Annotated in this window: 24 protein-coding genes; all 24 read left to right on the forward strand. The window is 43.7% G+C overall.

The window, feature by feature from the left end; all coding sequences use genetic code 11:
* Positions 1-43: 43 nt before the first annotated feature.
* The 24 genes from deoB to ACQCN2_RS03975 all read left to right on the forward strand — a co-directional run bounded on the left by deoB (position 44) and on the right by ACQCN2_RS03975 (position 24972).
* A complete protein-coding gene (deoB, locus tag ACQCN2_RS03860; RefSeq protein WP_426927582.1) occupies positions 44-1222 on the forward strand; it encodes a phosphopentomutase in 1179 nt (392 codons plus the stop codon).
* An 82-nt stretch (positions 1223-1304) separates the two neighbouring features.
* Complete coding sequence (locus ACQCN2_RS03865) at positions 1305-2114, forward strand: purine-nucleoside phosphorylase (protein ID WP_426927583.1); 810 nt, start codon at positions 1305-1307, stop codon at positions 2112-2114.
* Positions 2115-2633: 519 nt separating this feature from the next.
* A complete protein-coding gene (locus ACQCN2_RS03870) occupies positions 2634-3101 on the forward strand; it encodes an Lrp/AsnC family transcriptional regulator (RefSeq protein WP_426927584.1) in 468 nt (155 codons plus the stop codon).
* A 121-nt stretch (positions 3102-3222) separates the two neighbouring features.
* Complete coding sequence (locus ACQCN2_RS03875) at positions 3223-4866, forward strand: peptide ABC transporter substrate-binding protein (protein WP_426927585.1); 1644 nt, start codon at positions 3223-3225, stop codon at positions 4864-4866.
* A 263-nt stretch (positions 4867-5129) separates the two neighbouring features.
* Positions 5130-6059, forward strand: coding sequence for an ABC transporter permease (locus ACQCN2_RS03880; protein ID WP_426927586.1), 930 nt, complete (start codon positions 5130-5132; stop codon positions 6057-6059).
* 3 nt (positions 6060-6062) lie between these two features.
* On the forward strand, positions 6063-6980 hold the full coding sequence (locus ACQCN2_RS03885) for an ABC transporter permease (RefSeq protein WP_426927587.1): 918 nt from the start codon (positions 6063-6065) through the stop codon (positions 6978-6980).
* A gap of 11 nt (positions 6981-6991) precedes the next feature.
* A complete protein-coding gene (locus tag ACQCN2_RS03890) occupies positions 6992-7984 on the forward strand; it encodes an ABC transporter ATP-binding protein (protein WP_426927588.1) in 993 nt (330 codons plus the stop codon).
* 21 nt (positions 7985-8005) lie between these two features.
* Complete coding sequence (locus ACQCN2_RS03895; RefSeq protein WP_426927589.1) at positions 8006-8968, forward strand: ABC transporter ATP-binding protein; 963 nt, start codon at positions 8006-8008, stop codon at positions 8966-8968.
* 207 nt (positions 8969-9175) lie between these two features.
* Entirely contained in the window at positions 9176-11257 is a 2082-nt protein-coding gene (locus tag ACQCN2_RS03900; protein WP_426927590.1) for a methyl-accepting chemotaxis protein, read from the forward strand.
* A 122-nt stretch (positions 11258-11379) separates the two neighbouring features.
* Positions 11380-12555, forward strand: coding sequence for a D-alanyl-D-alanine carboxypeptidase family protein (locus ACQCN2_RS03905; RefSeq protein ID WP_426927591.1), 1176 nt, complete (start codon positions 11380-11382; stop codon positions 12553-12555).
* A gap of 152 nt (positions 12556-12707) precedes the next feature.
* Complete coding sequence (gene spoIIAA, locus ACQCN2_RS03910) at positions 12708-13058, forward strand: anti-sigma F factor antagonist (protein WP_426927592.1); 351 nt, start codon at positions 12708-12710, stop codon at positions 13056-13058.
* A gap of 1 nt (position 13059) precedes the next feature.
* Positions 13060-13509 (forward strand): anti-sigma F factor, encoded by a 450-nt coding sequence (gene spoIIAB, locus ACQCN2_RS03915; RefSeq protein ID WP_426927593.1) that lies wholly within the window; start codon positions 13060-13062, stop codon positions 13507-13509.
* 10 nt (positions 13510-13519) lie between these two features.
* Positions 13520-14275 (forward strand): RNA polymerase sporulation sigma factor SigF, encoded by a 756-nt coding sequence (gene sigF / locus ACQCN2_RS03920; protein WP_426927594.1) that lies wholly within the window; start codon positions 13520-13522, stop codon positions 14273-14275.
* Between the two features lie 121 nt (positions 14276-14396).
* A complete protein-coding gene (locus tag ACQCN2_RS03925) occupies positions 14397-15011 on the forward strand; it encodes a stage V sporulation protein AA (RefSeq protein WP_426928161.1) in 615 nt (204 codons plus the stop codon).
* Complete coding sequence (locus ACQCN2_RS03930; RefSeq protein WP_426927595.1) at positions 15008-15427, forward strand: stage V sporulation protein AB; 420 nt, start codon at positions 15008-15010, stop codon at positions 15425-15427. The genes ACQCN2_RS03925 and ACQCN2_RS03930 overlap by 4 nt, the downstream gene beginning before the upstream one ends.
* An 85-nt stretch (positions 15428-15512) precedes the next feature.
* Positions 15513-15986, forward strand: a complete 474-nt coding sequence (gene spoVAC, locus ACQCN2_RS03935) for a stage V sporulation protein AC (RefSeq protein WP_426927596.1) — start codon at positions 15513-15515, stop codon at positions 15984-15986.
* Between the two features lie 26 nt (positions 15987-16012).
* Positions 16013-17041, forward strand: a complete 1029-nt coding sequence (spoVAD, locus tag ACQCN2_RS03940; RefSeq protein WP_426927597.1) for a stage V sporulation protein AD — start codon at positions 16013-16015, stop codon at positions 17039-17041.
* Positions 17042-17058: 17 nt separating this feature from the next.
* A complete protein-coding gene (gene spoVAE / locus ACQCN2_RS03945) occupies positions 17059-17409 on the forward strand; it encodes a stage V sporulation protein AE (protein ID WP_426927598.1) in 351 nt (116 codons plus the stop codon).
* A 23-nt stretch (positions 17410-17432) separates the two neighbouring features.
* Positions 17433-18047 carry a stage V sporulation protein SpoVABEA gene (spoVAEA, locus tag ACQCN2_RS03950; protein ID WP_426927599.1) on the forward strand — a complete coding sequence of 205 codons (615 nt, stop codon included), beginning with the start codon at positions 17433-17435 and terminating at the stop codon, positions 18045-18047.
* Positions 18001-19470, forward strand: a complete 1470-nt coding sequence (locus tag ACQCN2_RS03955) for a spore germination protein (protein ID WP_426927600.1) — start codon at positions 18001-18003, stop codon at positions 19468-19470. The genes spoVAEA and ACQCN2_RS03955 overlap by 47 nt, the downstream gene beginning before the upstream one ends.
* Before the next feature lie 157 nt (positions 19471-19627).
* Entirely contained in the window at positions 19628-20953 is a 1326-nt protein-coding gene (gene lysA, locus ACQCN2_RS03960) for a diaminopimelate decarboxylase (protein ID WP_426927601.1), read from the forward strand.
* A 376-nt stretch (positions 20954-21329) separates the two neighbouring features.
* Positions 21330-23618: a GGDEF domain-containing protein gene (locus ACQCN2_RS03965; protein WP_426927602.1), complete on the forward strand. Its 2289-nt coding sequence runs from the start codon at positions 21330-21332 to the stop codon at positions 23616-23618.
* Positions 23619-23675: 57 nt separating this feature from the next.
* Entirely contained in the window at positions 23676-24104 is a 429-nt protein-coding gene (locus ACQCN2_RS03970) for a peptidylprolyl isomerase (RefSeq protein WP_426927603.1), read from the forward strand.
* A gap of 208 nt (positions 24105-24312) precedes the next feature.
* On the forward strand, positions 24313-24972 hold the full coding sequence (locus ACQCN2_RS03975; protein ID WP_426927604.1) for a site-2 protease family protein: 660 nt from the start codon (positions 24313-24315) through the stop codon (positions 24970-24972).
* The last annotated feature ends 49 nt before the right edge of the window (positions 24973-25021 follow it).

A 25021-nucleotide genomic window follows, 5' to 3' on the forward strand; every position in this document is an offset into this window, starting at 1 on the left:
ACTAGTCGTCAGACGTCTAACGACATTATAGGAGGTTCTACTTATGAGTAAACAGTTTAATCGAGTCTTTCTTATTGTCATGGATAGTGTAGGGATTGGTGAATTGCCGGATGCGGCTCGATTTAATGATGTAGGGTCGCATACACTCGGACATATAGCTGAAACCGTAAAAGGCTTTGCTCTTCCTAACCTTCAGAAGTTTGGATTAGGCAATATCGCTCCATTAAAGAATGTAGAAGCGGTTGCGCATCCAACTGCCCACTATGGCAAAATGAATGAAATCTCAGTAGGAAAAGATACGTCAACTGGTCATTGGGAAATCATGGGCCTTCATGTGTCTACACCTTTTAATACATTTCCAAATGGCTTCCCGCAAGAATTAATCCAGGAGTTTGAGAAACGAATCGGTCGGAAGGTAATTGGCAACAAAGTAGCTTCCGGGACCGAGATTCTGGACGAATTAGGCGCACAACATATGGAAACAGGAGACGTAATTGTGTATACGTCCGCAGATAGCGTGTTCCAGGTGGCTGCCCATGAAGAGATTGTTCCGCTTCAAGAACTGTATCGAATCTGCGAGGTTGCGCGCGAACTTACGTTGAAAGATGAGTATTCCGTCACCCGCGTAATCGCCCGTCCGTTCATTGGGAAACCTGGTGCCTTTACACGTACCCCTAATCGTCATGACTACTCTGTTAAGCCTTTTGGTCCGACTGTAATGAACCGTCTGGTAGACGGTGGGTATGACTCCATTGCGATCGGTAAAATCTCGGATATCTACGCGGATGAAGGAATCAGCAAGTCTATTCGGACGAAAGACAATATGGATGGCGTAGATCAACTCTTAGCTACGATGAAGCAGGACTTTACTGGCTTAAGCTTTGTGAATTTGGTGGATTTTGACGCCAAGTACGGTCATCGCCGTGATCCTGAAGGATATGGTCAAGCGCTAATGGATTTTGACGCGCGTATTCCTGAGCTTCTTTCTGCGTTGCAAGAGAAGGATCTCCTCATTATTACCGCTGACCATGGAAATGATCCTACCTATCCTGGAACCGATCACACTCGTGAATATGTTCCATTGATTGTATTCCATAAAGGAATCTCTGAAGGCGTCAATTTGGGAATCCGTGAAACATTCGCCGATTTAGGGGCGACCATCGCCGATATTTTTGAGGTGAAGCTGCCTGAAGTGGGCTCCAGCTTCCTTGATCGCTTATAATTAGAAAACCGTGAAATTCAAATTCAGGGTACCAATCAACTGCTTGGTTGGTACCTGTTATCTATAAAAGGGAGTGTTTTTGATGAACGTCATTCAAGAAGCCAAGTCCGTTATTGAGTCCAAAATTACAAGTAAGCCTCAAATCGGTTTGATTCTCGGTTCAGGATTAGGAATTCTTGCCGATCAAATTGAGAATCCTGTAACAATTCCGTATTCAGACATTCCGCATTTTACCAAATCCACTGTGGTTGGTCACAAGGGACAGTTAGTCATCGGTACCTTGGAAGGCAAACAAGTAGTTGCCATGCAAGGAAGATTCCATTACTACGAAGGACATGGACTTGACGCGGTTGTGTTTCCTGTTCGTGTCATGAAAGCGCTTGGTGTAGAAACTATATTGGTAACCAATGCGGCTGGTGGCGTAAATACCGAATATCAGCCAGGAGATCTGATGCTCATTTCGGATCATATTAACTTTACATTCCGCAACCCACTGATCGGGCCAAACGACGAGACCCAGGGTGTCCGTTTCCCGGATATGTCTGAAGCGTATTCAAAGCGTCTGCGTCAATTGGCCAAAGAAGTAGCCAGTGCACAAGGTATTAACATTCGAGAAGGGGTATACTGCGGTTTTACAGGCCCATCCTATGAGACGCCAGCCGAAATCCGTATGCTGCGAATTCTCGGAGGAGACGCTGTAGGGATGTCTACAGTTCCAGAAGTAATCGCAGCTCGACATATCGGTCTGGAGGTGCTCGGGATCTCTTGCATCAGTAACATGGCGGCGGGAATTCTTGAACAGCCATTGAACCATGAAGAGGTTATCGAGACGACAGAAAGAGTGAAAGCTCAATTCTTACAACTCGTACATGGCATTATTGCTAAGATGTAAAATCAGGGCGGAGTAGGGATAAGACCACATGATTGGTCTTTCCCTTGACTCCCGCGATTTATGCAAGATGTATGTTCATTCAACAAAAAAAGACGAAAACCCCAACTCTTAGTTTATAAATGTTTATAATTTTCTTGTTCAAATGAAAGGAATGCTAGAAAAAACGGTAGAATGAAATAGTTTCTTTTAAAGCGCTTTCATCGGATTCTAGTTATTTCAACAATCGGAAAAACGTGATTTGACGCACTTTTCTATTTATACCAATACATACCTAAACTTAATTATTTTTTATTTAAGTATTTAAAATTTTATTTATTGAACGGAATCTATTTATAATTTTTTATTTTTCTACTTGTCAAAATTCGTTGACACAAGTGTGTTTTCAGTTTATTTTTAAATTAACAGGCAGATTGTTAAGATTTTTTGCGATTTTCGTAAAAAAAAGAGTTGGTTCCTTGCATAAACGGAAAGTTGGTTGTCCATCTACCTGTAGATGAAGCTAGTATAGGAGTGGTAGGTGTGAAGAAAATTGACCAAATTGATAAACAGATTTTACAGATTCTTCAGTTAGACGGTCGAACTCCTTACACCGAGATTGCCAATCTGCTGGGTGTGAGCGAGGGGACCATTCGAGCAAGGATCGCCAAGCTGTTGCAAGATGAAGTATTCGAATTTGTGATACAGGTGAATCCGGAGAAACTCGGTTTGCAGGTACAGGCAATAATAAGTTTGACGACAAAGCTTGGCATGCAAAAGAGTGTTGCCGAAGAACTGAACAATTTTTGTGAAGTCCGATTCGTCGGTGCGTACAGTGGAAAACACGACTTAATGATTCGAGCCTGCTTTCACGACAATGATGAGTTAATCCACTTCGTCAATGAACGTCTCTCACAAATTGAAGGAATAGTTGCTGCTGATGTTTCACTGGAACTGAAGCAATACAAAGACTCCTTCAGTTACGTTCTCGATGACGAAGTTGCTATATAGAGAAAGGAGTTGGTATATTTAAAAAAGTCAGAAAACAAACGCAAAATAGAGTAAACAAATTGTTTTGCTTATTGTTCTCTTTTTCTGAAAAAACAAAAAAGAAATAATGGGGGTATTTACGTTGAAGAAAAGCGTATTCGCATTAGTTAGTTCCGTTTTGGTTCTTGGTACTGCATTAGCAGGTTGCGGTGGAACAGACAAAGCTCAGCCTACTCAAGGCAACACTCAAACTCCAGCTGCTGCACCATCTAACTCTGGTGAAGCAAAAGTTTTGAAAATGAACTTGCACTCTGAGCCGCCAACAGCTGACCCAGGATTGGCTGAAGACTCTACCTCTCACGCTGTAGTAACAGCTTTATTCGACGGATTAACTCGTACGGATGCTGATGGAAAAGCACAACCTTCTGCAGCAGAGAAAATCGATGTTTCTCCAGACTTGCTCACTTACACATTCCACCTTCGCGATGCGAAATGGAGCAATGGTGATCCTGTAACTGCGAAAGACTTCGAATTTGCTTGGAAGCGTGCTCTCGATCCAAAAACTGCATCCAACTACGCTTACCAATTGTATTACATCAAAAATGGTGAAAAAGCGAACAAAGGCCAAGCAAAGCTTGATGATGTTGGCGTCAAAGCACTTGACGACAAAACATTGGAAGTTAAACTCGAAAACCCAACTCCTTTCTTCTTGGAGTTAACAGCATTCCCTACTTACTATCCAGTGGATAAAGCAGTAGTTGAGAAAGATCCTAAGTGGGCTGCCGAAGCGAAAACAATCGTTGGAAACGGTCCTTTCAAAATGGATGATTGGCAACATAAGAGCAAATTGGTTATTTCCAAAAACGACAACTACTGGGATAAAGATACTGTAAAACTTGATAAGATCGAATTCTCTATGGTTGAGGATGAAAATACAGAACTCTCCATGTTCGATAACGGTGAACTTGATTGGGCTGGTGCACCACTTAGCTCTTTGCCAACTGATGCAATCCCTGCATTGAAACAATCTGGCAAAATGACTACTCAGCCAATCGCAGGTACTTATTGGTATAAATTTAATACAGAAAAACCACCGTTCAACAACGTGAAAGTTCGTAAAGCATTCGCTTACGCAATCAATCGTCAAGCAGTAATCGACAATATCTTACAAGCTGGACAACTTCCTGCAATGGGCGCTGTTCCACTCTCCATGGGTATGCCGAACAAAGATGGCTACTTCAAAGATAACGATACAGCTACTGCGAAACAACTTCTGGATGAAGGTCTGAAAGAACTTGGAATGACCAAATTGCCTCCAATCACTCTTTCCTTCAACACTTCCGAAGGACATAAGAAAATTGCTGAAGCAATCCAAGACCAATGGAAGAAAGCTCTTGGAGTAGATGTTAAACTTGAAAACAAAGAGTGGAAAGTTTACATCGAAGACTTGCATCAAGGTAACTTCCAAATCGGTCGTATGGGTTGGTTGGGAGACTTCAACGATCCAATCAACTTCTTGGAGCTCTTCAAGGATAAGAAAGGTGGAAACAACGATACTCGTTGGGAAAATCCACAATTCAAAGATCTCTTGAATAAATCTGCTCTTGAGAAGGATCCAGCAAAACGTAAAGACATCTTGGCTCAAGCTGAGAAAATCTTTATGGATGAAATGCCAGTTGCCCCAATCTACTTCTACACCAACTCTTGGGTGAAGAACGATAAGGTTAAAGGCGTGGTTGTCGACGGACTTGGACACGTAGACTTCAAATGGGCTACGAAAGAATAATCAGAAGTTTGAACTGATAGGATTGTTGCGGGGCTGAGGTATATGGTCTTCCATATACCTCAGCTTATGCACCAACACATGGCTTGTCCCAATGGGATGCCTGCCATAAGGCTTTATATAGATAAATAGAGAAAGCTCATCGCAAGAGATAAAAAATAGGGCATGTTACACAATCGATTTTTGCACTGTTTTAAACAAAAGAGAAATCTACAGTGTAAAGATGGGAAGTGAAAGCACTCATAATCTTATAAGGAGGTAAGTAGATGATTCGTTACATTGGCAAGCGTCTTGTTTTCATGGTCATCACTCTATTCTTGATCGTCACTGCTACTTTTTTCCTAATGCAAGCAGTGCCTGGTGGTCCTTTTACTGCTGAGAAGAATGTTCCACCTGAAATTTTGCAAGCTCTTAAGCAACATTACGGTATTGATAAACCGGTTAGCGAACAATACGTTGAGTACTTGGGAAGGGTAGTTACTTGGGATTTAGGTCCTTCATTTTCTGAAAAGTCTTCCAACGTGAATGATATTATTAATCGCGGCTTCCCTGTTTCCTTACACTTAGGTTTACAAGCACTTGCTATCGCAGTATTTGGGGGGATTGCCCTCGGAGTAATTGCAGCTCTTCGCCATAACAAATGGCAAGACTACACCGCAATGATTATTGCCGTACTGGGATTATCAGTACCAAGCTTTATCCTTGCAGCGCTTTATCAGTATTTCTTTGCAATTGAATTGCATTGGTTCCCGATTGCGAAGTGGGAGTCTTTTAAACACACAGTGTTGCCTTCTTTTGCATTAGCAGCATTGCCGTTGGCGTTCATCGCCCGTTTAACTCGTTCCAACATGATTGAAGTACTTGGACAAGATTACATTAAAACAGCTAAAGCGAAAGGCTTAAGTGTTTTTGTTACAACAGTAAAACATGCGATCCGTAATGCTTTACTTCCAGTAATCACATTCCTCGGTCCATTGACTGCTGGTATCTTGACTGGTTCATTCGTTATCGAACGTATCTTTGGGATTCCAGGTTTAGGACGTGAATTCGTACTTTCAATTAGTAACCGTGACTATACCGTTATCATGGGTACAACTGTCTTCTATGCTATATTGCTCGTTGTTCTAGTGCTCGTGGTCGATATCCTTTATACATTGATTGACCCACGTATCAAACTTACTGGCGGAAAGGAGTAATCAATGATGCAATTAACAAAAGAACATTTCCAACCGATTTCGATGGACCTCCGCCAGGCGGAAGAAATCAAGCGTCCAAGTCTTTCTTTCTGGGCAGATGCTTGGCGCCGTCTTAGAATGAATAAAGTAGCGATGGCTTCGCTTATTTTCTTAATCATCTTGATTCTCTGCGCAACTTTTGTTCCGATCTTTTCACACAACAACTATTTTTCTAATGACTTGGTCGGCAAGAATAAGGCTCCTTCAGCTGAACATTGGTTCGGCACTGACGATCTGGGCCGTGATGTTTTTGTTCGTGTCTGGTACGGTGCTCGTATTTCTCTTGAAGTTGGTTTCGCCGCTGCTCTATCAGACTTGCTTTTAGGTGTTCTGTGGGGTGGTATCGCAGGCTTCTTCGGTGGTAAAGTCGATGAAATCATGATGCGTATTGCCGATATCTTATTTGCGATTCCATACTTGCTTGTTGTTATTTTGTTGATGGTTGTAATGGATCCAGGGGTACTGACAATCATCATTGCGATGTCGATAACAGGCTGGATAGGGATGGCCCGGATAGTCCGTGGTCAGATGATGCAACTGAAAGCGCAAGAGTTCGTGCTAGCTGCTCGTTCCTTAGGTGCTGATAGTAAACGTATCATCTTCAAACACTTGATTCCTAACGCACTTGGTCCAATCATTGTTACACTTTCCTTAACTGTTCCGTCCGCTATCTTTACAGAGTCATTCCTCTCTTTCCTTGGATTAGGGGTTGCGGCTCCGATCGCATCTTGGGGTACAATGGCATCAGAAGGCTTGCCTGCGATGAAATACTATCCATGGCGCCTGATGTTCCCAGCGGTATTTATCAGTATTACAATGCTAGCCTTTAACTTGTTTGGTGATGGTATACGCGACGCAGTAGACCCACGCCTGCGTAAATAGGAGGAACAGACATGGATGATAAAATCTTAGAAGTAAAAGATCTGCACGTATCCTTCCATACCTATGCCGGCGAAGTAAAAGCAGTTCGAGGCGTAAACTTCCATGTAAATCGTGGCGAAGCCGTTGCGATTGTAGGGGAGTCCGGTTGTGGTAAATCCGTTACGGCACAATCTTTGATGAAACTAATTCCGATGCCTCCGGGCGATATTAAAAAGGGTCAGATTATTTTCAATGGTCAAGACCTTGTAAAGAAAAGCAATAAAGAGATGGAGTCCATTCGCGGTAAAGATATCGGGATGATTTTCCAAGATCCAATGACATCTCTTAACCCAACCATGACAATTGGTAATCAGATCATGGAAGGTTTGATTAAGCACCAAAAAATGTCCAAATCCGCAGCTCGTCAGCGCTCGATTGAATTGTTGGAAATCGTAGGGATTCCTCAACCAGAAAAACGCATCACTCAATATCCACATGAGTTTTCTGGTGGTATGAGACAACGCGCCATGATCGCGATTTCTCTCGCATGTTCTCCGAAGTTGTTGATTGCCGATGAACCAACAACCGCACTTGACGTAACGATTCAAGCGCAAATTCTTGAATTGATGAAAGACCTGCAAAAGAAAATGGGTACTTCCATCATCATGATCACCCACGATTTGGGCGTTGTTGCCGAAATGTGTGAGCGCGTAATTGTTATGTATGCAGGAAAAGTAATCGAAACAGGTACAGTAGATGAGGTATTCTATAATCCTCAACATCCGTATACCAAAGGTTTGCTCCGTTCAGTGCCTCGTCTTGACTTGAACAAAGATGAGCCATTAACACCGATTTTTGGTACGCCTCCTGATTTGCTGCGTCCGCCAGTAGGTTGTGGCTTCACAGCTCGTTGTGAGTCCGCAATGCGTATTTGCCAAGAAGCTGATCCGGAATTAAATGAAATCAGCAAGACACAACATTGCGCGTGCTGGTTACAACATCCTCTAGCGCAAGGTCGCGTTTGATCATAGAAAGGAGGGGCAGTCTTGGATAATAAAGATTACCTACTTGAAGTCAAAAACCTGAAAAAATACTTCAAAATCGGCGATAAAGAACTAAAAGCTGTTAACGATATTTCATTTGGAATTAAGCGTGGGGAAACCCTTGGTATTGTAGGGGAGTCTGGTTGTGGTAAATCTACCGCGGGCCGCACGATCCTTCGCTTATATGAGCCAACCGAGGGTCAAGTTCTCTTTGAAGGTAAAGACGTAACCAAGTTGAACCAACATGAGATGAAAGAAATGCGTCGTAGCATGCAGATGATTTTCCAAGATCCGTATGCATCACTTAACCCTCGTATGACGGTTGGGGACATCATCGGGGAAGCCTTGGATATCCATGGTTTGGCAACAGGTCAAAAGCGCAAAGAGCGTATTCAGGAATTACTCTCTTTGGTTAGTTTGAACCCAGAGCATATTAACCGCTTCCCGCATGAGTTCTCTGGTGGACAACGTCAGCGGATCGGGATTGCTCGAGCCCTTGCTGTTGAACCAAAATTCATTGTGTGTGACGAGCCGATTTCCGCATTGGACGTATCCGTTCAAGCGCAAGTTGTAAACCTTCTTGAACAACTGCAAGAAAAAATGGGCTTGACTTACATGTTCATCGCGCATGACCTGTCCATGGTGAAATATATTTCTGACCGTGTAGGGGTTATGTACTTGGGCAAAATGGTCGAACTTGCTGATGCGGATAAACTGTACGAAAAACCGTTGCATCCATACACCCAAGCATTGTTATCAGCGATTCCAATTCCAGATCCGGAAATTGAGCGCAAAAGAGAACGCATCGTGTTAGAAGGGGATGTACCTAGTCCGATGAATCCTCCGAGTGGTTGCCATTTCCGTACACGTTGTCCAAAAGCAATGCCGGAATGTGCGGCTGCTGAACCGGTTTGGCGTGAGATTGAGCCTGGTCATTTCACAGCTTGCCATTTGTATAACAACTAGAAATGTGAAAAGGATACCTCGTTCTGAGGTATCCTTTTAAAACTTTCTTAATTTTTTTCATATCATAAGTAGGAATTTGTGGAAAAATAGAGAATGTACATATAAATTTAAATTTACAGACCTTTTTTTAATTTAATTGAAGAAAAATTCTGAGTTACAGTCGTTAGTATCAATTGTTTTCAATCAACTAAGGGGGGGGCGAGCAGCTTGGGGAAGATCGTGAACTCTTTTAAAAGTATGAAACAACGATCACAGCGAGCCATCGGAAAAAGTAATGGAAAGTTGAAGCTTCCTTTTACTTTAACCAATTTAGTTAGTAATTCGATTGCCAAAAAAATGATTGTGTTTGGGGTTCTGCTAGTTTTAGTCATCATCGTTTCTTTGCAAGTGATTGCATTGTCTTATTCCAAAGGGACCCTAATCGACATTACATCCAAACAAGCCAAGATGTTGGCTGAACAACACAGTTCCACTATTGATTCCTGGTTGGAAGGAATTTCAGAAAGCACAAAATCAGCCGCTTCCAAAAGGGTAATGACTACGGACTTGGATCAGTTGATAAAAGAACAGTTCCATCTGTTAACTCAATCCCATCGAGAAATTACGAGAGTGTACTTAGTAGATGGAAATACTGGGAAAGCGCTCTATTCCTTAACCGGTAAATCGGATATCGACTTTACAACCAAGGGTTATTTCAAACAAGCCCATGATAACAAAACCACTGTGTTTTCTGACGAAGAGATCGTTCGAAACGCTGAAAAAAGTTTCATTTACATCGCTTCTCCAATAGGAGATAACAACGACAATAACGCTCGTATTCTCATTGTTGGCTTCAACCTGAATAGCCTTCTAAAAGATGTTAAAGAAATGCCGTTCATGCAAGATGGATATGCGTTTATCGTAAATAAATCGGGTCTTGTCGTTGCTCACCGAAATCAAGACAATAACAATCAACTTGAACTATCCAAGGATGATCATTACAAAGAAATGCTTCAATTCATGCAAAAGGAACAAAGCAACAGCGTGATCTACAATGACAACGGGGTGTCATCCTTTGCGGCTTTTGCTCCAATTAAGTCGCTCCACTGGAATATTGTGTTAACCACTCCAGTGTCCGAAGTATACGGAGAAGTAAACGCGATGGGTGGGGTATTCTGGATCTTCAGTATTCCTGTAATTCTAATCGCTTCCTTCTTAATTTGGTGGTTTGCCAAACGAATTCGTACGCAATTATTCGGAATTTCGCAGGACATGCAACGAATTGGGCGAGGTGACCTTGGCGTCCAGGTACAAGTAAAAGGAAGCGATGAATTTGCCCAGTTGGGTACCTCGATGAACGAGATGGTAACAGAGTTGCGGCAAATCATTTCGTTAGTACAAGGACAAGCTAGTCAGCTCAATACCGCAGCCGATGACCTGAATGTATTTGCCCAAGGAAATAAGCAGGCGATTGACATCATCTCCACGAATATTTCCTCCATCTCTGAACGGGTACAGGTCCAAACCACAGAGGTACAGGGAGCCGCATCAACGGTCAGCGAAATTTCACAGGGTGTTGAACAGGTGGCAGTAGCAGCCGAACAAACCTCACTTGCCACATCGCGTACATATGAACGTGCTCAGGGAGGTCAAGCGTTGGTTGATCAGGTTATTACCAATGTACGTTCGGCGAGCAATGAAGTAGAAGTGACAGCTGAACGCATGCACAATATGCGGGATCGTGCCAAAGAAATTACCAGTATTGTTGAAATGATACGTTCCATCGCTTCGCAAACCAATTTGCTTGCACTGAATGCAGCCATCGAAGCAGCCAGAGCTGGTGAAGCTGGCAAAGGCTTCTCCGTCGTAGCAACAGAAGTTCGCAAATTGGCGGAAGAGAGCAGTACATTCTCAGAGAAGATTGCTGAAATCGCTCGCTCTATCAATGATGAATCGATGGAGATGAGCAGTAATATGGATCATATCGTAACGATGGTTACACAAGGGCTTCATTCCGTTGAATCTGTGGGACAATCCTTCCAAGCTATTCTTGCCGATATTCAAGCAGCAGCTGAGCAGGGAGAATCTATGACGGCTACCGCGGAAGAGATGGCTGCCGGCAATCAGATTGTCACAAGCTCCATGGTTCGATTGGCATCGATGTCAGACGATATCAATGAATCGATATCCGGGGTTGTAGAGACGGTGGATGATCAGTTTAATTCGATTGCGCGAATCAATGAGAGTGTGGAAGACTTGAAAAACCTGGCAGATGATTTGACAGAGAGTGTAAGAAGATTTCAGGTTTAATTGATGGGAGAAGACCCTTTCGTGGGAATACGAAGGGGTCTTCTTCTCTTTCTTCTTTTATGTGAATATTTTCCTTTTGAATCGGAGAGAATAGGATCATGAAATGGAGGGAAGAGAGCGTTATGAAGAGATTGTTGCGTCTTTTGATTACTTGTATTACGTGTTTCGTCTTCTTTTCCTCGTCAGCCTACGCTGCACAAGAACAAGAGCAAACGCTCAAACTTTCACCTAGTGCCAAATCAGCAGTGCTTCTGGAGATGGATTCGGGAACGGTGTTATACGATAAGAATTCCAATGAAAAACTTCCGCCAGCCAGCATCACCAAGGTGATGACGCTTCTGTTAATCATGGAGGCGATTGAACGCAGTGAATTAAAAATGACGGATAAGGTTCGGACGAGTGAGCGCGCCGCTTCGATGGGTGGTTCTCAGATCTTCCTTCAGCCGGGTGAAGAAATGACGGTTGAAGATATGATTAAGGGAATATCCATAGCTTCAGGTAACGATGCGTCAGTTGCTATGGCAGAACATATTGGCGGTACTGAAGAAGCGTTTGTCGCCAAGATGAATGAGCGGGCGAAACAATTGAAAATGAATAATACCCATTTTGTTAATTCTAATGGTCTACCAGCTCCGAATCACTATTCAACTGCGATGGATATTGCGATTATGTCTCGGGAGCTTCTTAAACACGAACACATCACGAAGTTTACGGGAACCTATCAGGATTACCTGAGAAAAAATACCTCTAATCCGTTCTGGTTAGTGAATACGAATCGTCTTGTTCGCTTTTATGATGGAGTAGATGGTATCAAAACGGGATATACCTCGGAAGCCAAGTATTGCTTAACCGCAACGGCCAAGAAAAATAACATGCGTGTAATCGCTGTCGTTCTTGGAGAGCCAGATACCAAGACGCGTAATGGTGAGGTCACAGCGATGTTTAACTATGCGTTCAATCATTATCAAGTGTTCCCTGTTTATAAAAAAGGGGAAGTGATTCAACCTCTGCGGATCGATAAGGGAAAGGTTACAAAGGTCAACATAGTGACAACACAATCTGTTAGTTTACTCACCAAGAAAGGGGAGAAAGCAGATCAGTACACCAAGGAAATCGTTTTAGAGAATTCCAGGAAAGCTCCTCTGAAAAAAACGGATGTAGTAGGTCATATTTTCATTAAGAAGGATGGCAAAACCGTCACGAAAATCGATTTGTATCCGGAAATGACAGTAGAAAAAGCAGGCATGTGGGATATCTTTAAGCGTACAACTAAGAAGATCTTTTTTCTTCCCGAGTAAACAGCACGTAAAAATCGCGAAAAGAATCGAGATGCCTCGAAATATCAGAGAAGGCGTCTCGGTTTTTTTGTTCTTTTGTCGACTGGGAGGAATTGGATAAAGGGTTGGAGAAAAAGAGAGTATCAACGGGCAGAAGGAGAGTGCTTTCAGATATGAGTCTAGGGATCAGTATGGAAACAAAGAACGACGTACTCATTGTGCGTCTTCAAGGGGATTTGGATCATCATACAGCTTTGGAACTGCGCAATCAGGTAGATGAGGTTTTGAGGAATACAGAGATCCGTCATATTGTCTTAAGCCTGGCTGATTTGGAATTCATGGACAGCTCAGGAATTGGTGTTATTTTAGGACGTCTGAAGCAGATCTCCTCACGTTCTGGAGAAATGTTCGTATGTTCCATTAACCCGACGATTCAGCGGATTTTTGAAATGTCCGGCTTGTTTAAGGTCATCAAGTTTAAAGAGAACGAAGTAGAAGCTTTATCCGTATTGGGGGTGGCGTAAGATGAGTATCCGCAATTTTATGCAGCTGCAATTTGCCGCTCTCAGCCAGAATGAAGCATTTGCCCGAATCTCGGTAGCTTCTTTTATCTCGCAATTGGATATCACCATGGAAGAACTGGAAGAAATCAAAACAGTTGTATCTGAAGGAGTGACGAATGCGATTATCCACGGTTATGAGGAAAATCCAGAGGGTATTGTCCATATTCAGGTAAGTTTGCAAGATGGTGAAGTAGAACTTTGCATCGAGGATCACGGAAAAGGAATTGAAGATGTAAATTTGGCCATGCAACCGCTGTATACCTCCAAGCCAGAACTCGAGCGCTCAGGGATGGGATTTACGATTATGGAGAATTTTATGGATTCAATCGAGGTCATTACAGGTGTGGATAAAGGTACGAAAATTCGTATGGTGAAACAACTCACCTTAACTAAAGCTGTTCAGAATAATTAGGGGTAATGCCATGGGAGCCGATATCAAAAATGCCAGTCACCCATTTCTGACGAATGACCAAGTCAAGGAGTTAATCGCAAAAAGTCAAGCCGGAGATAACGATTCTAGAGAACTGCTCGTCAATAGCAATATTCGTCTAGTTTGGTCAGTTGTCCAGCGTTTTATCAATCGTGGATATGAAGCGGATGACTTGTTTCAAATTGGCTGCATCGGATTGTTAAAAGCCGTTGATAAGTTTGATCTCGCGTATGATGTGAAGTTTTCGACTTACGCTGTACCCATGATCATTGGAGAAATCCAACGATTCCTTCGGGATGACGGTACCGTTAAGGTGAGCCGTTCCCTTAAGGAGACCGCTAATAAAGTGCGCCGTGTAAAAGATGAATTATACAAGCATTTTGGCCGTTCTCCAACGATTGCGGAAGTAGCGGAAGCTTTATCCATTACACCTGAAGAAGTCGTTTTTGCCCAGGAAGCTAGTCGAGCTCCTTCATCCATCCACGAAACCGTATTTGAAAATGATGGAGATCCAATTACCTTAATCGATCAAATTGCAGATGAAAGTATAGGCAAATGGTTTGATAAGATTGCCTTGAAGGATGCCATCAGCAAGTTGACCGAGCGAGAACAGTTAATTGTCTACTTGCGCTATTACAAGGATTTCACTCAATCCGAAGTAGCGGAGCGGTTAGGGATATCGCAGGTGCAGGTGTCCCGGCTGGAAAAACGAATTTTACAAACCATTAAAGACCAGATTGAGCATTAGCTCTTTCTGGTTTTTTATTTTGATAGGATGGTTACATGTATTTTACAGTAGATCCCATGGGATAAACAGGGCTACAAGGCGCATACTAGCAAGTACCTTGGGAGAAAAGGGGGAGTTGATGTTGGATCAACCTTTATTCCTGAAACTACGAAAAAAACTATCGGTGAAACCACAATCCGTCATCTGCTTGGGGGATATCTGTCAGCTTTTTTGTGATGGGGTTACCGAAGAGACACTAGGACGTATACCCATCTACCAAGTAAAACCTGAAGACGGAGACTTAATCATTATAGACATCATGCAAGTGATCGAGAAGCTGAAACAGCTTGATCCGAAACTGATCTTGGAGGTTCAAGGTTCCCCACAGATTATTGTGGAAGTGAACAATCCGCGCAAAGTGGCGAATGTGTGGTTAGTGGCCGTTGTTTGGTTCATTTTGTTTATTGGCTCTGGACTAGCCATCATGAACTTTCATACGGACGTGAGTATGCTGCAGGTGCATCAAAGGATTTACTATCTGCTGACCGGACAGACAAACAATCAGCCTTTGATTTTGCAAATTCCGTATTCAATTGGTGTTGGATTAGGGATGGTTCTATTTTTTAATCATATTTTTCGCAAGCGAATTAATGAAGAACCAAGTCCACTGGAAGTGGAACTGTTCTTGTATCAGCAGAATCTCGATCAATTCTATATCCAGCACGAAAATAAGGAAAATGAGCGAACCAAGCTATGATGATCATCCGTTCCATTATCCTCGTGTTTATTGGTTTGTCTGGAGGATTCGCAGTGGGAAGCGGTCTGGTTGCCTTTATCACTGTACTTGACATCATTCCCAGACTTACGCAATTAACCAATTCCATACGCTATATCAGGTGGTATGAGTGGGCTTTGGTGCTTGGTGCTATTTTCTTTACTGTCCTTGATTTTTTTGCTCTCGTCTTCAGACTCCCGGGAATCAGCATGGTTATATACGGGGTGTTTGCAGGTGTGTTTGTAGGGACACTGGCGGCTGGTTTGACAGAAGTATTAAATGTGTTTCCGATCTTAGCCAAGCGGTTGAGTATGGACCAATATATCCTTGCATTTTTAATGGCGATGGTCTTGGGAAAAGTGATCGGTTCTATCCTCCAGTGGTTATTTCAACTATGATTTGGCAAAAGGAAAGGCTTATAGAATGATTGGGAAGCGAAAAACTAAACCTAAGATAAAACATAGGAGAAAGAGAGGTACCGTTATGGCAACTAAAACGAAAAACTCCAAAATGGAGATGACTCAAGCTCTCTATCAACAGCAGGCTGCGAAGTTTCGACCGAAACGGGATATTTGGCTGAACACATTTCGAGCTTTTTGGGTGGGTGGAACGATTTGCCTTCTGGGTCAAGCGATCCAAAATTTCTATATACATTTCTTCAATTTCACCGAGAAGACGGCCGGAAATCCAACGGTTGCGACTTTGATTTTTATCGCTACTCTTCTCACTGGATTCGGGATTTACGATAATATTGGCCAATATGCGGGGGCAGGCTCAGCTGTTCCGGTTACGGGGTTTGCCAACTCGATCGCTTCAGCCGCTATTGAGCATCGGAGTGAGGGATATGTGCTGGGAGTAGGCGGGAATATGTTTAAATTAGCTGGTTCTGTGATTGTGTTCGGTGTCGTCGCTGCTTTTATCGGAGCTCTCATCAAGAGCTTGTTTGGCATGATTTAAGCAAAGGTAAGAAAGGTGGAATGAACATGAGTTCGACACCGGTTAAGAATCAGGGACGCCTCGGACGTCAGACTTGGAGATTTAATGAGGACGTACGGGTACAAGCGAGTGCAACGACCGTGGGTCCCAAGGAAGGGGAAGGACCGCTCGCTTCCTTCTTTGATAAAATTTACCCGGATTTGTACTGCGGTCAGGATTCTTGGGAGATGGCTGAAAAACAGTTAATGGAGGATGCGGTTCGATTGTCCATGCAGAAGGCGAACCTAACAGAAAACGAGATCGATCTGATTCTGGCGGGTGATTTATTAAATCAAATCATTACAGCCAACTTCACTGCGGAAAAAGTACATATTCCTTTGATGGGCATGTTCGGGGCGTGCTCCACTTCCATGTTAACCTTGGCTAACGCAGCCGCTCTTGTATGCGCAGGTTTCTCCAATTACGTGATCGCCGCCTGCAGCAGCCACAATGCGACGGCCGAAAGACAATTTCGCTATCCAACCGAATATGGTGGGCAAAAACCGCCGTACGCCCAATGGACGGTCACTGGTGCAGGAGCCGCTGTGGTAGGAATTGGCGGCAAGGGGCCGAGAATCACCCATGCTACTATCGGACAGGTTGTCGATATGGGGATAAAGGATCCATTTGATATGGGAGCGGCCATGGCTCCTGCGGCAGTCTCAACTATGATCAAACATTTTGAAGATACGAATCGTAAACCAAACGATTATGACTTAATTGTCACAGGTGATTTAGCCCAAGTAGGGTTTTCGATCACCAAAGAAGTGATGTTGAATCAAGGCTATGATCTGGATCATGTATATAACGACTGTGGATTAATGATCTATTCACCGGATCAAGAGGTATTTGCCGGAGCAAGTGGATGTGCCAGCAGTGCAACCGTCACATACGGCTTTATCATGGATCAGATGGCAAAAGGCGTATATAAGAAGGTCCTCGTCGTGGCGACAGGGGCATTGCTTAGCCCGGTTAGTTATCAACAAGGAAACTCAATTCCGTGCGTCGCCCATGCGGTTGCTTTTGAAGCTCAGTAAAGAAAGGCGGATACAGGGTGGAGTATATCATTGCTTTTGTTGTAGGTGGATTGATTTGTGTCGCGGGTCAATTGTTGATGGATGTGGCCAAGCTAACCCCTGCTCATGTGATGAGCACGTTAGTGGTTACAGGTGTGGTACTAGATTTTATTGGAGTTTACGACAAATTTATTGACTTTGCCGGAGCGGGTGCCACAGTGCCGATCACCAGTTTTGGTCATGCTTTGTATCACGGGGCGATTGAAGAAGCCCAGCGCGATGGGGTGATGGGAGTTATTACGGGTATTTTTGAAGTGACTAGCGCGGGAATATCGGCTGCTATCGTATTCGGTTTTCTGGCTTCCCTTGTATTCAAACCTAGAGGTTAAGGAAGAGAGGAGGCGGATGCACCGTGATTCGTAACCGTCGCAAAATCATTCTTGTTACGGATGGAGATTACGTTGCTCAAAAAGTAGTTGAGCAAGTGGCAAGACAAGTCGGCGGGCGGTGTATTTCTCTTTCGGCAGGAAACCCGACTCCTTTATCCGGGCCGCAAATCGTGGAATTGGTCAAACAGGCAGCATGTGATCCGGTTTTTGTCATGGTAGACGATAATGGCCATTACGGAATGGGAGCGGGAGAGCAAGCAGTGGAGCATCTAGTGTCGTCACCTGATGTGGAAATCATTGGAGCTATTGCGGTCGCCTCACATACGAAGCTGGTTGACGGAACGAAGGTAGAGTATTCCATCACGAATGAAGGCAAATTAGTTGATGATGGGGTCGACAAAGACGGCTATGCCGATAAATCACTCGAGAATTATATCTATGGAGATACAGTCGATATCCTTGGCAAGTACAGCATACCGAACGTCATCGGAATCGGGGATATCGGGAAGATGCAAGGAAAGGATCATATCCGATACGGAGCTCCTGTGACGCAAAAAGCTGTTGAATGGATTCTCGAAAGGAGTGAGTTTCATGTCAGCTCAAACAACAGAGAAACAACCAATCTGCGACAACATTGAAACGAATAAAGCCTATTTAAATAAGACAATGGGTGTTGGAGACAGCTTCGATATTGGTTTGCACGAGTTAGAGTATGATCATAAACGGATTCTTTTGTATTACATTAACGGGTTTGCTGACAGCCATCTGGTGACCATGATCTTACGGGATTTAAACGATTTGAAGGAAGGCGAGCTTGAGGGAGATACCCTAAATCGTTTGTATACCAAATACATTCCCTACTTTCAAATTACCAAAGTGGAGACTAGCGGTGAATTTATCGACATGGTATTGGTAGGCCAGGTTGGGTTAATTATTGAAGGAGAGACCAAAGGACTCATCCTCGATACCAAGATTTTACCTGGACGCCAGCCAGAAGAACCAGATTTGGAAAGGGTAGTAAGAGGTGCCCACGACGGGTTCACCGAGACGCTGGTAACGAATACGGCCTTGACGCGCAGACGTTTACGCGATGAGCGACTGCGGTTCGAAATTATGAAAATCGGCGACCGTTCCAAGACGGATGTAGCGATTGCCTACCTGCATGACGTAGCGAATCCCAAACTGCTAAGTCGTCTCAAGGAAAAAATGCAGGAAATCAAGATTGATGGAATACCGATGGCGGAGAAAACGGTAGAAGAATTTATTCTCGGCAAATCGTGGAATCCATTCCCGCTTGTCCGTTACACAGAGCGACCGGATGTGGCGGCCGTTCACCTACTCGAAGGTCATATTTTAATTTTTGTAGACACATCGCCTAGTGTCATGATTACACCCACCACCTTCTTCCATCATGTTCAGCATGCGGAGGAATTCAGGCAACGGCCTGTTGTCGGAGCATATCTGCGATGGGTTCGGTTCATTGGGATTTTTATGTCTATGTTCATGGTGCCACTATGGCTGCTAATGGTGATGCATCCGATCCTGATTCCGGAGGGTCTCGATTTTCTCGGTATCAAAAAAGACGGGGCCATTCCACTACTTGTTCAGTTTATGGTTGCGGAAATAGGACTGGATCTGATGCGAATGGCAGCCATTCACACGCCAACTCCTTTAGCGACAGCGCTAGGATTGATTGCAGCGATCCTGGTCGGTCAGGTGGCCATTCAAGTGGGACTGTTCTCACCTGAGGTCATATTGTATATTGCGATTGCGGCAATTGGAACCTTTGCCACACCAAGCTATGAATTGGGATTATCGATTCGCTTGGTAAGGATTTTCCTCACGTTGATGGTTGGCTTTTTCTCGGTTACGGGATTCATGATTGGTCTAGCCGGTATTTTATTGACGCTGGCGCTAACCCGTTCGTTCGATACACCATACCTATATCCATTTGTACCGTTTGATTATGAAGCGTTTAAAACCATCTTTATCCGAATGGCAGTGCCGTTAACCAATAGACGTCCAAGTATAGTAAGGCCTCAAGATCGTTCACGACAGTGAATATTTATACACCAAGTATGAAAGTACCCATTGTCAATGCATTCGTGCGCATGGTATATTAATGGATATGAAGCAACTGGCGGAAGACGTCAGTTGCTTTGCTATATCTGTCATAAGCCATCATTGAAGCGAGCAGTTGCTTAAGGAGGAAATGTAGATGTATTTGCATGGCACAAGTTGTATTAACGATAAAGGACATCTAGAAATTGGCGGATATGATACTACTCGTTTGGCTCAAGAATTTTGTACCCCGCTTTATGTTTATGATGAAGAACTCATTCGTCAAAAGTGTCGTGCTTATATGCAAGCTTTCCAAGAGAGTGGCTTTTCCTTCCAAGTTGCCTATGCGAGCAAAGCATTTTGTACACTGGCGATGTGCAAACTTGTGGAGGAAGAAGGTTTATCTCTGGATGTCGTCTCAGGTGGCGAATTATATACAGCCTTGCAAGCCGGTTTCCCTAGCGAGCGGATTCACTTCCATGGAAACAATAAGTCTTTAGAAGAGATTAACATGGGCCTCGACGCCGGAATTGGATGCTTTGTGGCTGATAATTTTTATGAATTGTTAGTATTGCGAGAACAGGCTGAACTCCGGAACCAGCAAGTAGTCGTCCTTTTGCGAATTACCCCTGGAGTAGAGGCTCATACGCATGAATATATTTCAACAGGACAGCAAGACTCCAAATTCGGATTCGACGTCATGAGTGGGCAAGCACTTGAAGCGATTCGCTTCTGTCAAGAAAGTCCTCACCTGCAATTATTAGGCGTACATTCGCATATTGGTTCTCAAATTTTTGAAACGGACGGATTTGTTATCGCCATTGAAACGATTGCCGAAATGCTCAATGAAGCAAGAACGCGCCATAACTTCGTCTCTACGGTACTAAATGTAGGGGGCGGGTTTGGAATTCGCTACTTGGAAGGCGATACGCCACTGCAACCAAAGGATTACGTGAACGCAATTACAACTACGGTACGGCGCACATTTGATCAGTACAGCTTGCCGATTCCTGAGTTATGGATTGAACCAGGCAGAAGTATCATCGGGGAGGCAGGTACGACGCTTTATCAATTGGGATCGACCAAAGAAATCCCTGGTGTGCGCAAGTATGTTTCCGTGAACGGCGGGATGACCGATAATCTGCGTCCAGCTCTTTATCAGGCGCAGTATGAAGCGGCAGTTGCCAATCGAATGAATGATAAAGCGACCGAAACGGTATCAGTGGCCGGAAAATGCTGTGAAACCGGGGATATGCTGATTTGGGACATTCAACTGCCTGAAGTAAAAGCAGGAGATATTCTGGCGGTATCCTGCACGGGAGCTTATGGTTATTCCATGTCCAACAACTACAATCGAATTACTCGTCCCGCAGTAGTATTCGTGCGAGACGGCCAGGCGCGAGTAGTTGTCGAACGAGAGACCTATGAGGATATAGTCAAGAACGACCGTCTATATGTAAATAGCGAGTTACAGAAGAGGTAATGAATGAGGAGATCACCTGGGGTCAGGTGATCTTTTTTTATTACATCGGAATGTTAAATTGCATTACAGAGGTAATGTAATTTAACATTCCTCCTTCGCGTAAGCCCACTGAAGACAAGACATCGTCACTCTTAGCTCCTTTTAAGCGAAACTAAGCGTAGAGAACGTAGGAAGGAAAAGAGTCGGCATTCTTTACGCCATTGAGAAACCAAGTGATTTTCTTGTCGACTCCCTTCTGAAGTGAACGGAGCGGACAGGGACGAAGTCTTGTCTTAGCCACTATTTGTCAATTTTTATCGAATATTAACCAACTGTTTACAATCACTTTACAGAAGCTTGCCATAATTGAACGAGGGAGTGAAGGAGGAATATCCCCATGTTTTCGAGGTTGTGGCATAAACTGCATCAGCATCCGATTGTATGGACGGAAAAGAAATTTCGTTTGAAGTCACTGATTAGTCAGGAAGTTGCTTCAGGATCTTCTGTTCTTTTATTTTATGTGGATATTGTAAAAATGACGGAGATCGAGCTTCGTTATGGTGATCTATTCGCCAAAAGGGTACTGAATCGATTTGAGAAAGTGGTTCAAACCGCTGCAGAACGTCTGTTTCGGATCAAAGGCAATCTGCTGGGAATCCAGAAGCTGTTCGGGGATGATTTTGCGATTTATGCTTCTTTCCCCAAAGAAATGGATGATGAAGAGTTTCGTCTCTTGTCCATCAGTTTTCAAGACTTGGTGGAGATGCTGTTAAATCAACAAATTTCTTTTGTCAATCGAGAAGATTTGAAAATACATATCGGTTATTCGGAGCTCCCAGGTGAAGATGTCGTGAAAGAGATGTACACCTGTGTAAAACATGCTGTTCACATGGCGAAGTATGGCTTGACATCGGAAAAATACAGTCACATCACACAGTTTCACAAGCTCCTTCAGGAAGAATCCATTCATATGCTGTATATGCCAATTGTCTCCCTTCAAGATGGTGAACCTCTTGGTTGGGAGGCATTGGCGCGAGGACCAGAGAATTCCCCTTTTTATTCACCCGCCACACTGTTTGCTTATGCAGACGAGACGGAAACCGTTTTTCGCCTGGAAAGCATCTGCAGAAGGCGCGCCTTGGAGAAGCTGCGTTATTTGAACCACAACCAAAAGCTTTTTATTAATCTGGACCCGAGAGCAATTGACGATCCCTATTTGTTGAGAGGGACTTTGTACAAGGACCTGGAAGCGCTCGGGCTTCACCCGAATAACATTGTCTTGGAGATAACGGAACGTCATGCGATTACGAATTATCGGGTATTTCGTAAAATTATCGAAGAATACAGGCGCAAGGGCTTTCTCATTGCGGTGGATGACGCTGGCGCCGGTTACTCCAGTTTGGAATCCATCGCGGAGATTTATCCGGACTTTATTAAGTTGGACATGTCACTGATCCGTAATATCGATATTGATTCGATTAAGCAAGCATTGCTCGAGACGATTGTACAATTCGCAGAAAAGGTAAAATGCAAAATCATTGCAGAGGGGATTGAAACGGAGGGAGAACTGCAAACCTTGATCGAGCTTGGGGTGAATTATGGGCAGGGGTATTATTTGGGGAAGCCAGCCAAGGGGTTAACACAATTGTCCGGCGAGGCGATGAACTTCATTCGGACGATTCAGGATCAACGTCGTACCAATGCTCTTTTTCGGGTTGATCCATTCGACATTGGAGATATTATCACCAAAACGATTTGTGTAGATCGGTATACCAAGGTACGACAGATTCACCAGTTGTTTGAACAGAATCAACGGGTGGACAGTATTATCATTTTGGATCAAGAGATCCCAATCGGTCTTGTCATGAGATTTCAGCTATATCAAGTATTAGGGGGACAATACGGTATCGCCCTCTACTATGAGCGTTCTGTTTCACAAATGATGAATGCGTCACCTTTGATTGTTTACAAGAATGAAAATATGGAGGAAGTGGCTAAGAGGGCAATGGCCCGGGATGCCTTTCATCTTTACGATGTGATTATCGCGGTCGACTCCAATCATCGTTATGTGGGAATCGTATCTGTCCAAAGCCTGCTCGACAAAATGACGAACATCAAATTGGAGATGGCGACGTTCGCAAATCCATTAACAGGTCTTCCAGGCAATGTGCGAATCGAACGCGAACTAAATAACAGACTCCAACAGAATCAAGAATTTGCGGTAATTTATTGCGATCTGGACCGATTCAAATGGTTCAATGATCAGTTTGGGTTTGATATGGGTGATCATATCATTCAGCATACGGCCAAGCTGTTGCGTGAAAGTCTGACGTATAAAGGGGATGTGAACGACTTTATCGGTCATATCGGCGGAGATGACTTTATCATCGTAGCCTCCATTTACACGGCAGAAGAGATTGCTTCTTACATCAAACAACAATTTTCCGTTTCTGTTGAAGAATTCTATCAGAAGCTGAAGAAAAACCCAGAGACTCCCGATCTAACCATTTCACTCGCTGGGCTTTATTGTTCGTCAATACGCTTCCAATCAGTGGTCGAAATTTCGGAACAAGCTGCTTACTTGAAAAAAATCGCAAAGCAACAACATGGCAATGTGTACGTCTCCGATTTGGAACAATTCAATTTACATTATGCTCTTCAACCTCCAAGCGGCAGTTACGCTTGATTAGGCAAGAGAGAACAGCTAAGATAGAGAAGATATTGATGTTAGGAGGTTTACACTATGAAAAAAGCAAAAATTACGCTTGAAAATGGAAATGAAGTCCTATTGGATCTTTTTGACGAGGCTGCTCCTGGTACTGTCGCTAACTTCGAAAAATTGGTGAATGAAGGCTTCTATAACGGGTTGAATTTCCATCGTGTGATTCCTGGATTCGTAGCTCAAGGCGGATGCCCATATGGAACAGGAACAGGCGGTCCTGGCTACACTATTAAATGTGAAACGGCTGGAAACCCTCACAAGCACGTAAAAGGAGCTCTATCCATGGCACATGCCGGTAAAGACACAGGTGGAAGCCAATTCTTCATCTGCTACGATGCATTCCCACATCTCGATGGTGTACATACCGTGTTTGGTCAAGTAGCAGAAGGCCAAGAGCACGTAGATAAGATCAAACAAGGCGACAAAATGGCAAAAGTAGAAGTATTCTAATTGGAATCCTTCAAGTAAAAGGGCCCACCCGGCGAAGCGAACGCTTACGTCAGGTGGGTTTTCTCATTCGTGTCTTGTTTCAAGTCCAGTCTGCTGTTATTCTAGATGGTAGCGTATTTGCGCCTAGAACGGCGATTTCTTACTTTTTTATTGACTGGTATATTACATAAACAGGTCCGGCAAACGCCGATTCTTCTAAGGAGGTACTATGGACTTATCCAACTTGTTTCACTTGGAGTGGGAAACCGTTCCCTTTCGCATGATTGCTTTTGTCATTGCCTTTTCGCTGCATGAATGGGCCCATGCTTTCGTCGCGTGGAGACTAGGTGACGATACAGCCAAGAGGGAAGGAAGGTTGACGATTAACCCGATTCCGCATATCGATCCATTTGGATTGATCTTGATTTTGTTCGGCCCGTTCGGATGGGCGAAGCCGGTTCCCGTGAACCCTCTTCGTTTTCGGGGGAATAAGCGGTTAGGTATGGTATATGTATCTGCAGCAGGGCCATTGGTGAACCTGTTGTTGGCTGTCCTTTTTGTTTTGTTGTTTGATAAAGTGCTACATGCTGAATTTTTTTCAACCCTTTCCGAGAAGATGCAGTATGCGATTTTTTACACGCTTAAGTTTTCAATTGTAATCAATGCTGCGTTGCTGGTGTTTAATCTGCTTCCAGTTCCTCCGCTTGACGGAAATAAGATTCTCCGCTATTTGGCTCCACGAAGTATGGATCGATTTTTTTACAACTTGGATACCTATGGCCCGTGGATTCTATTGTTGATTATATTTTTACCAGGCGCTGGAAACCTATTAACCATCCCTATTCAGTGGGTTATTTCGACGATTTTTGAGGTTACGGGCGTTAGCTAGAATGCTACAGGTGATTCTGGCGGCGATGAACAAATAAGGCAGGCGAATG

The sequence above is a fragment of the Brevibacillus ginsengisoli genome (assembly GCF_050113715.1).
Classification (GTDB): domain Bacteria; phylum Bacillota; class Bacilli; order Brevibacillales; family Brevibacillaceae; genus Brevibacillus_H; species Brevibacillus_H ginsengisoli.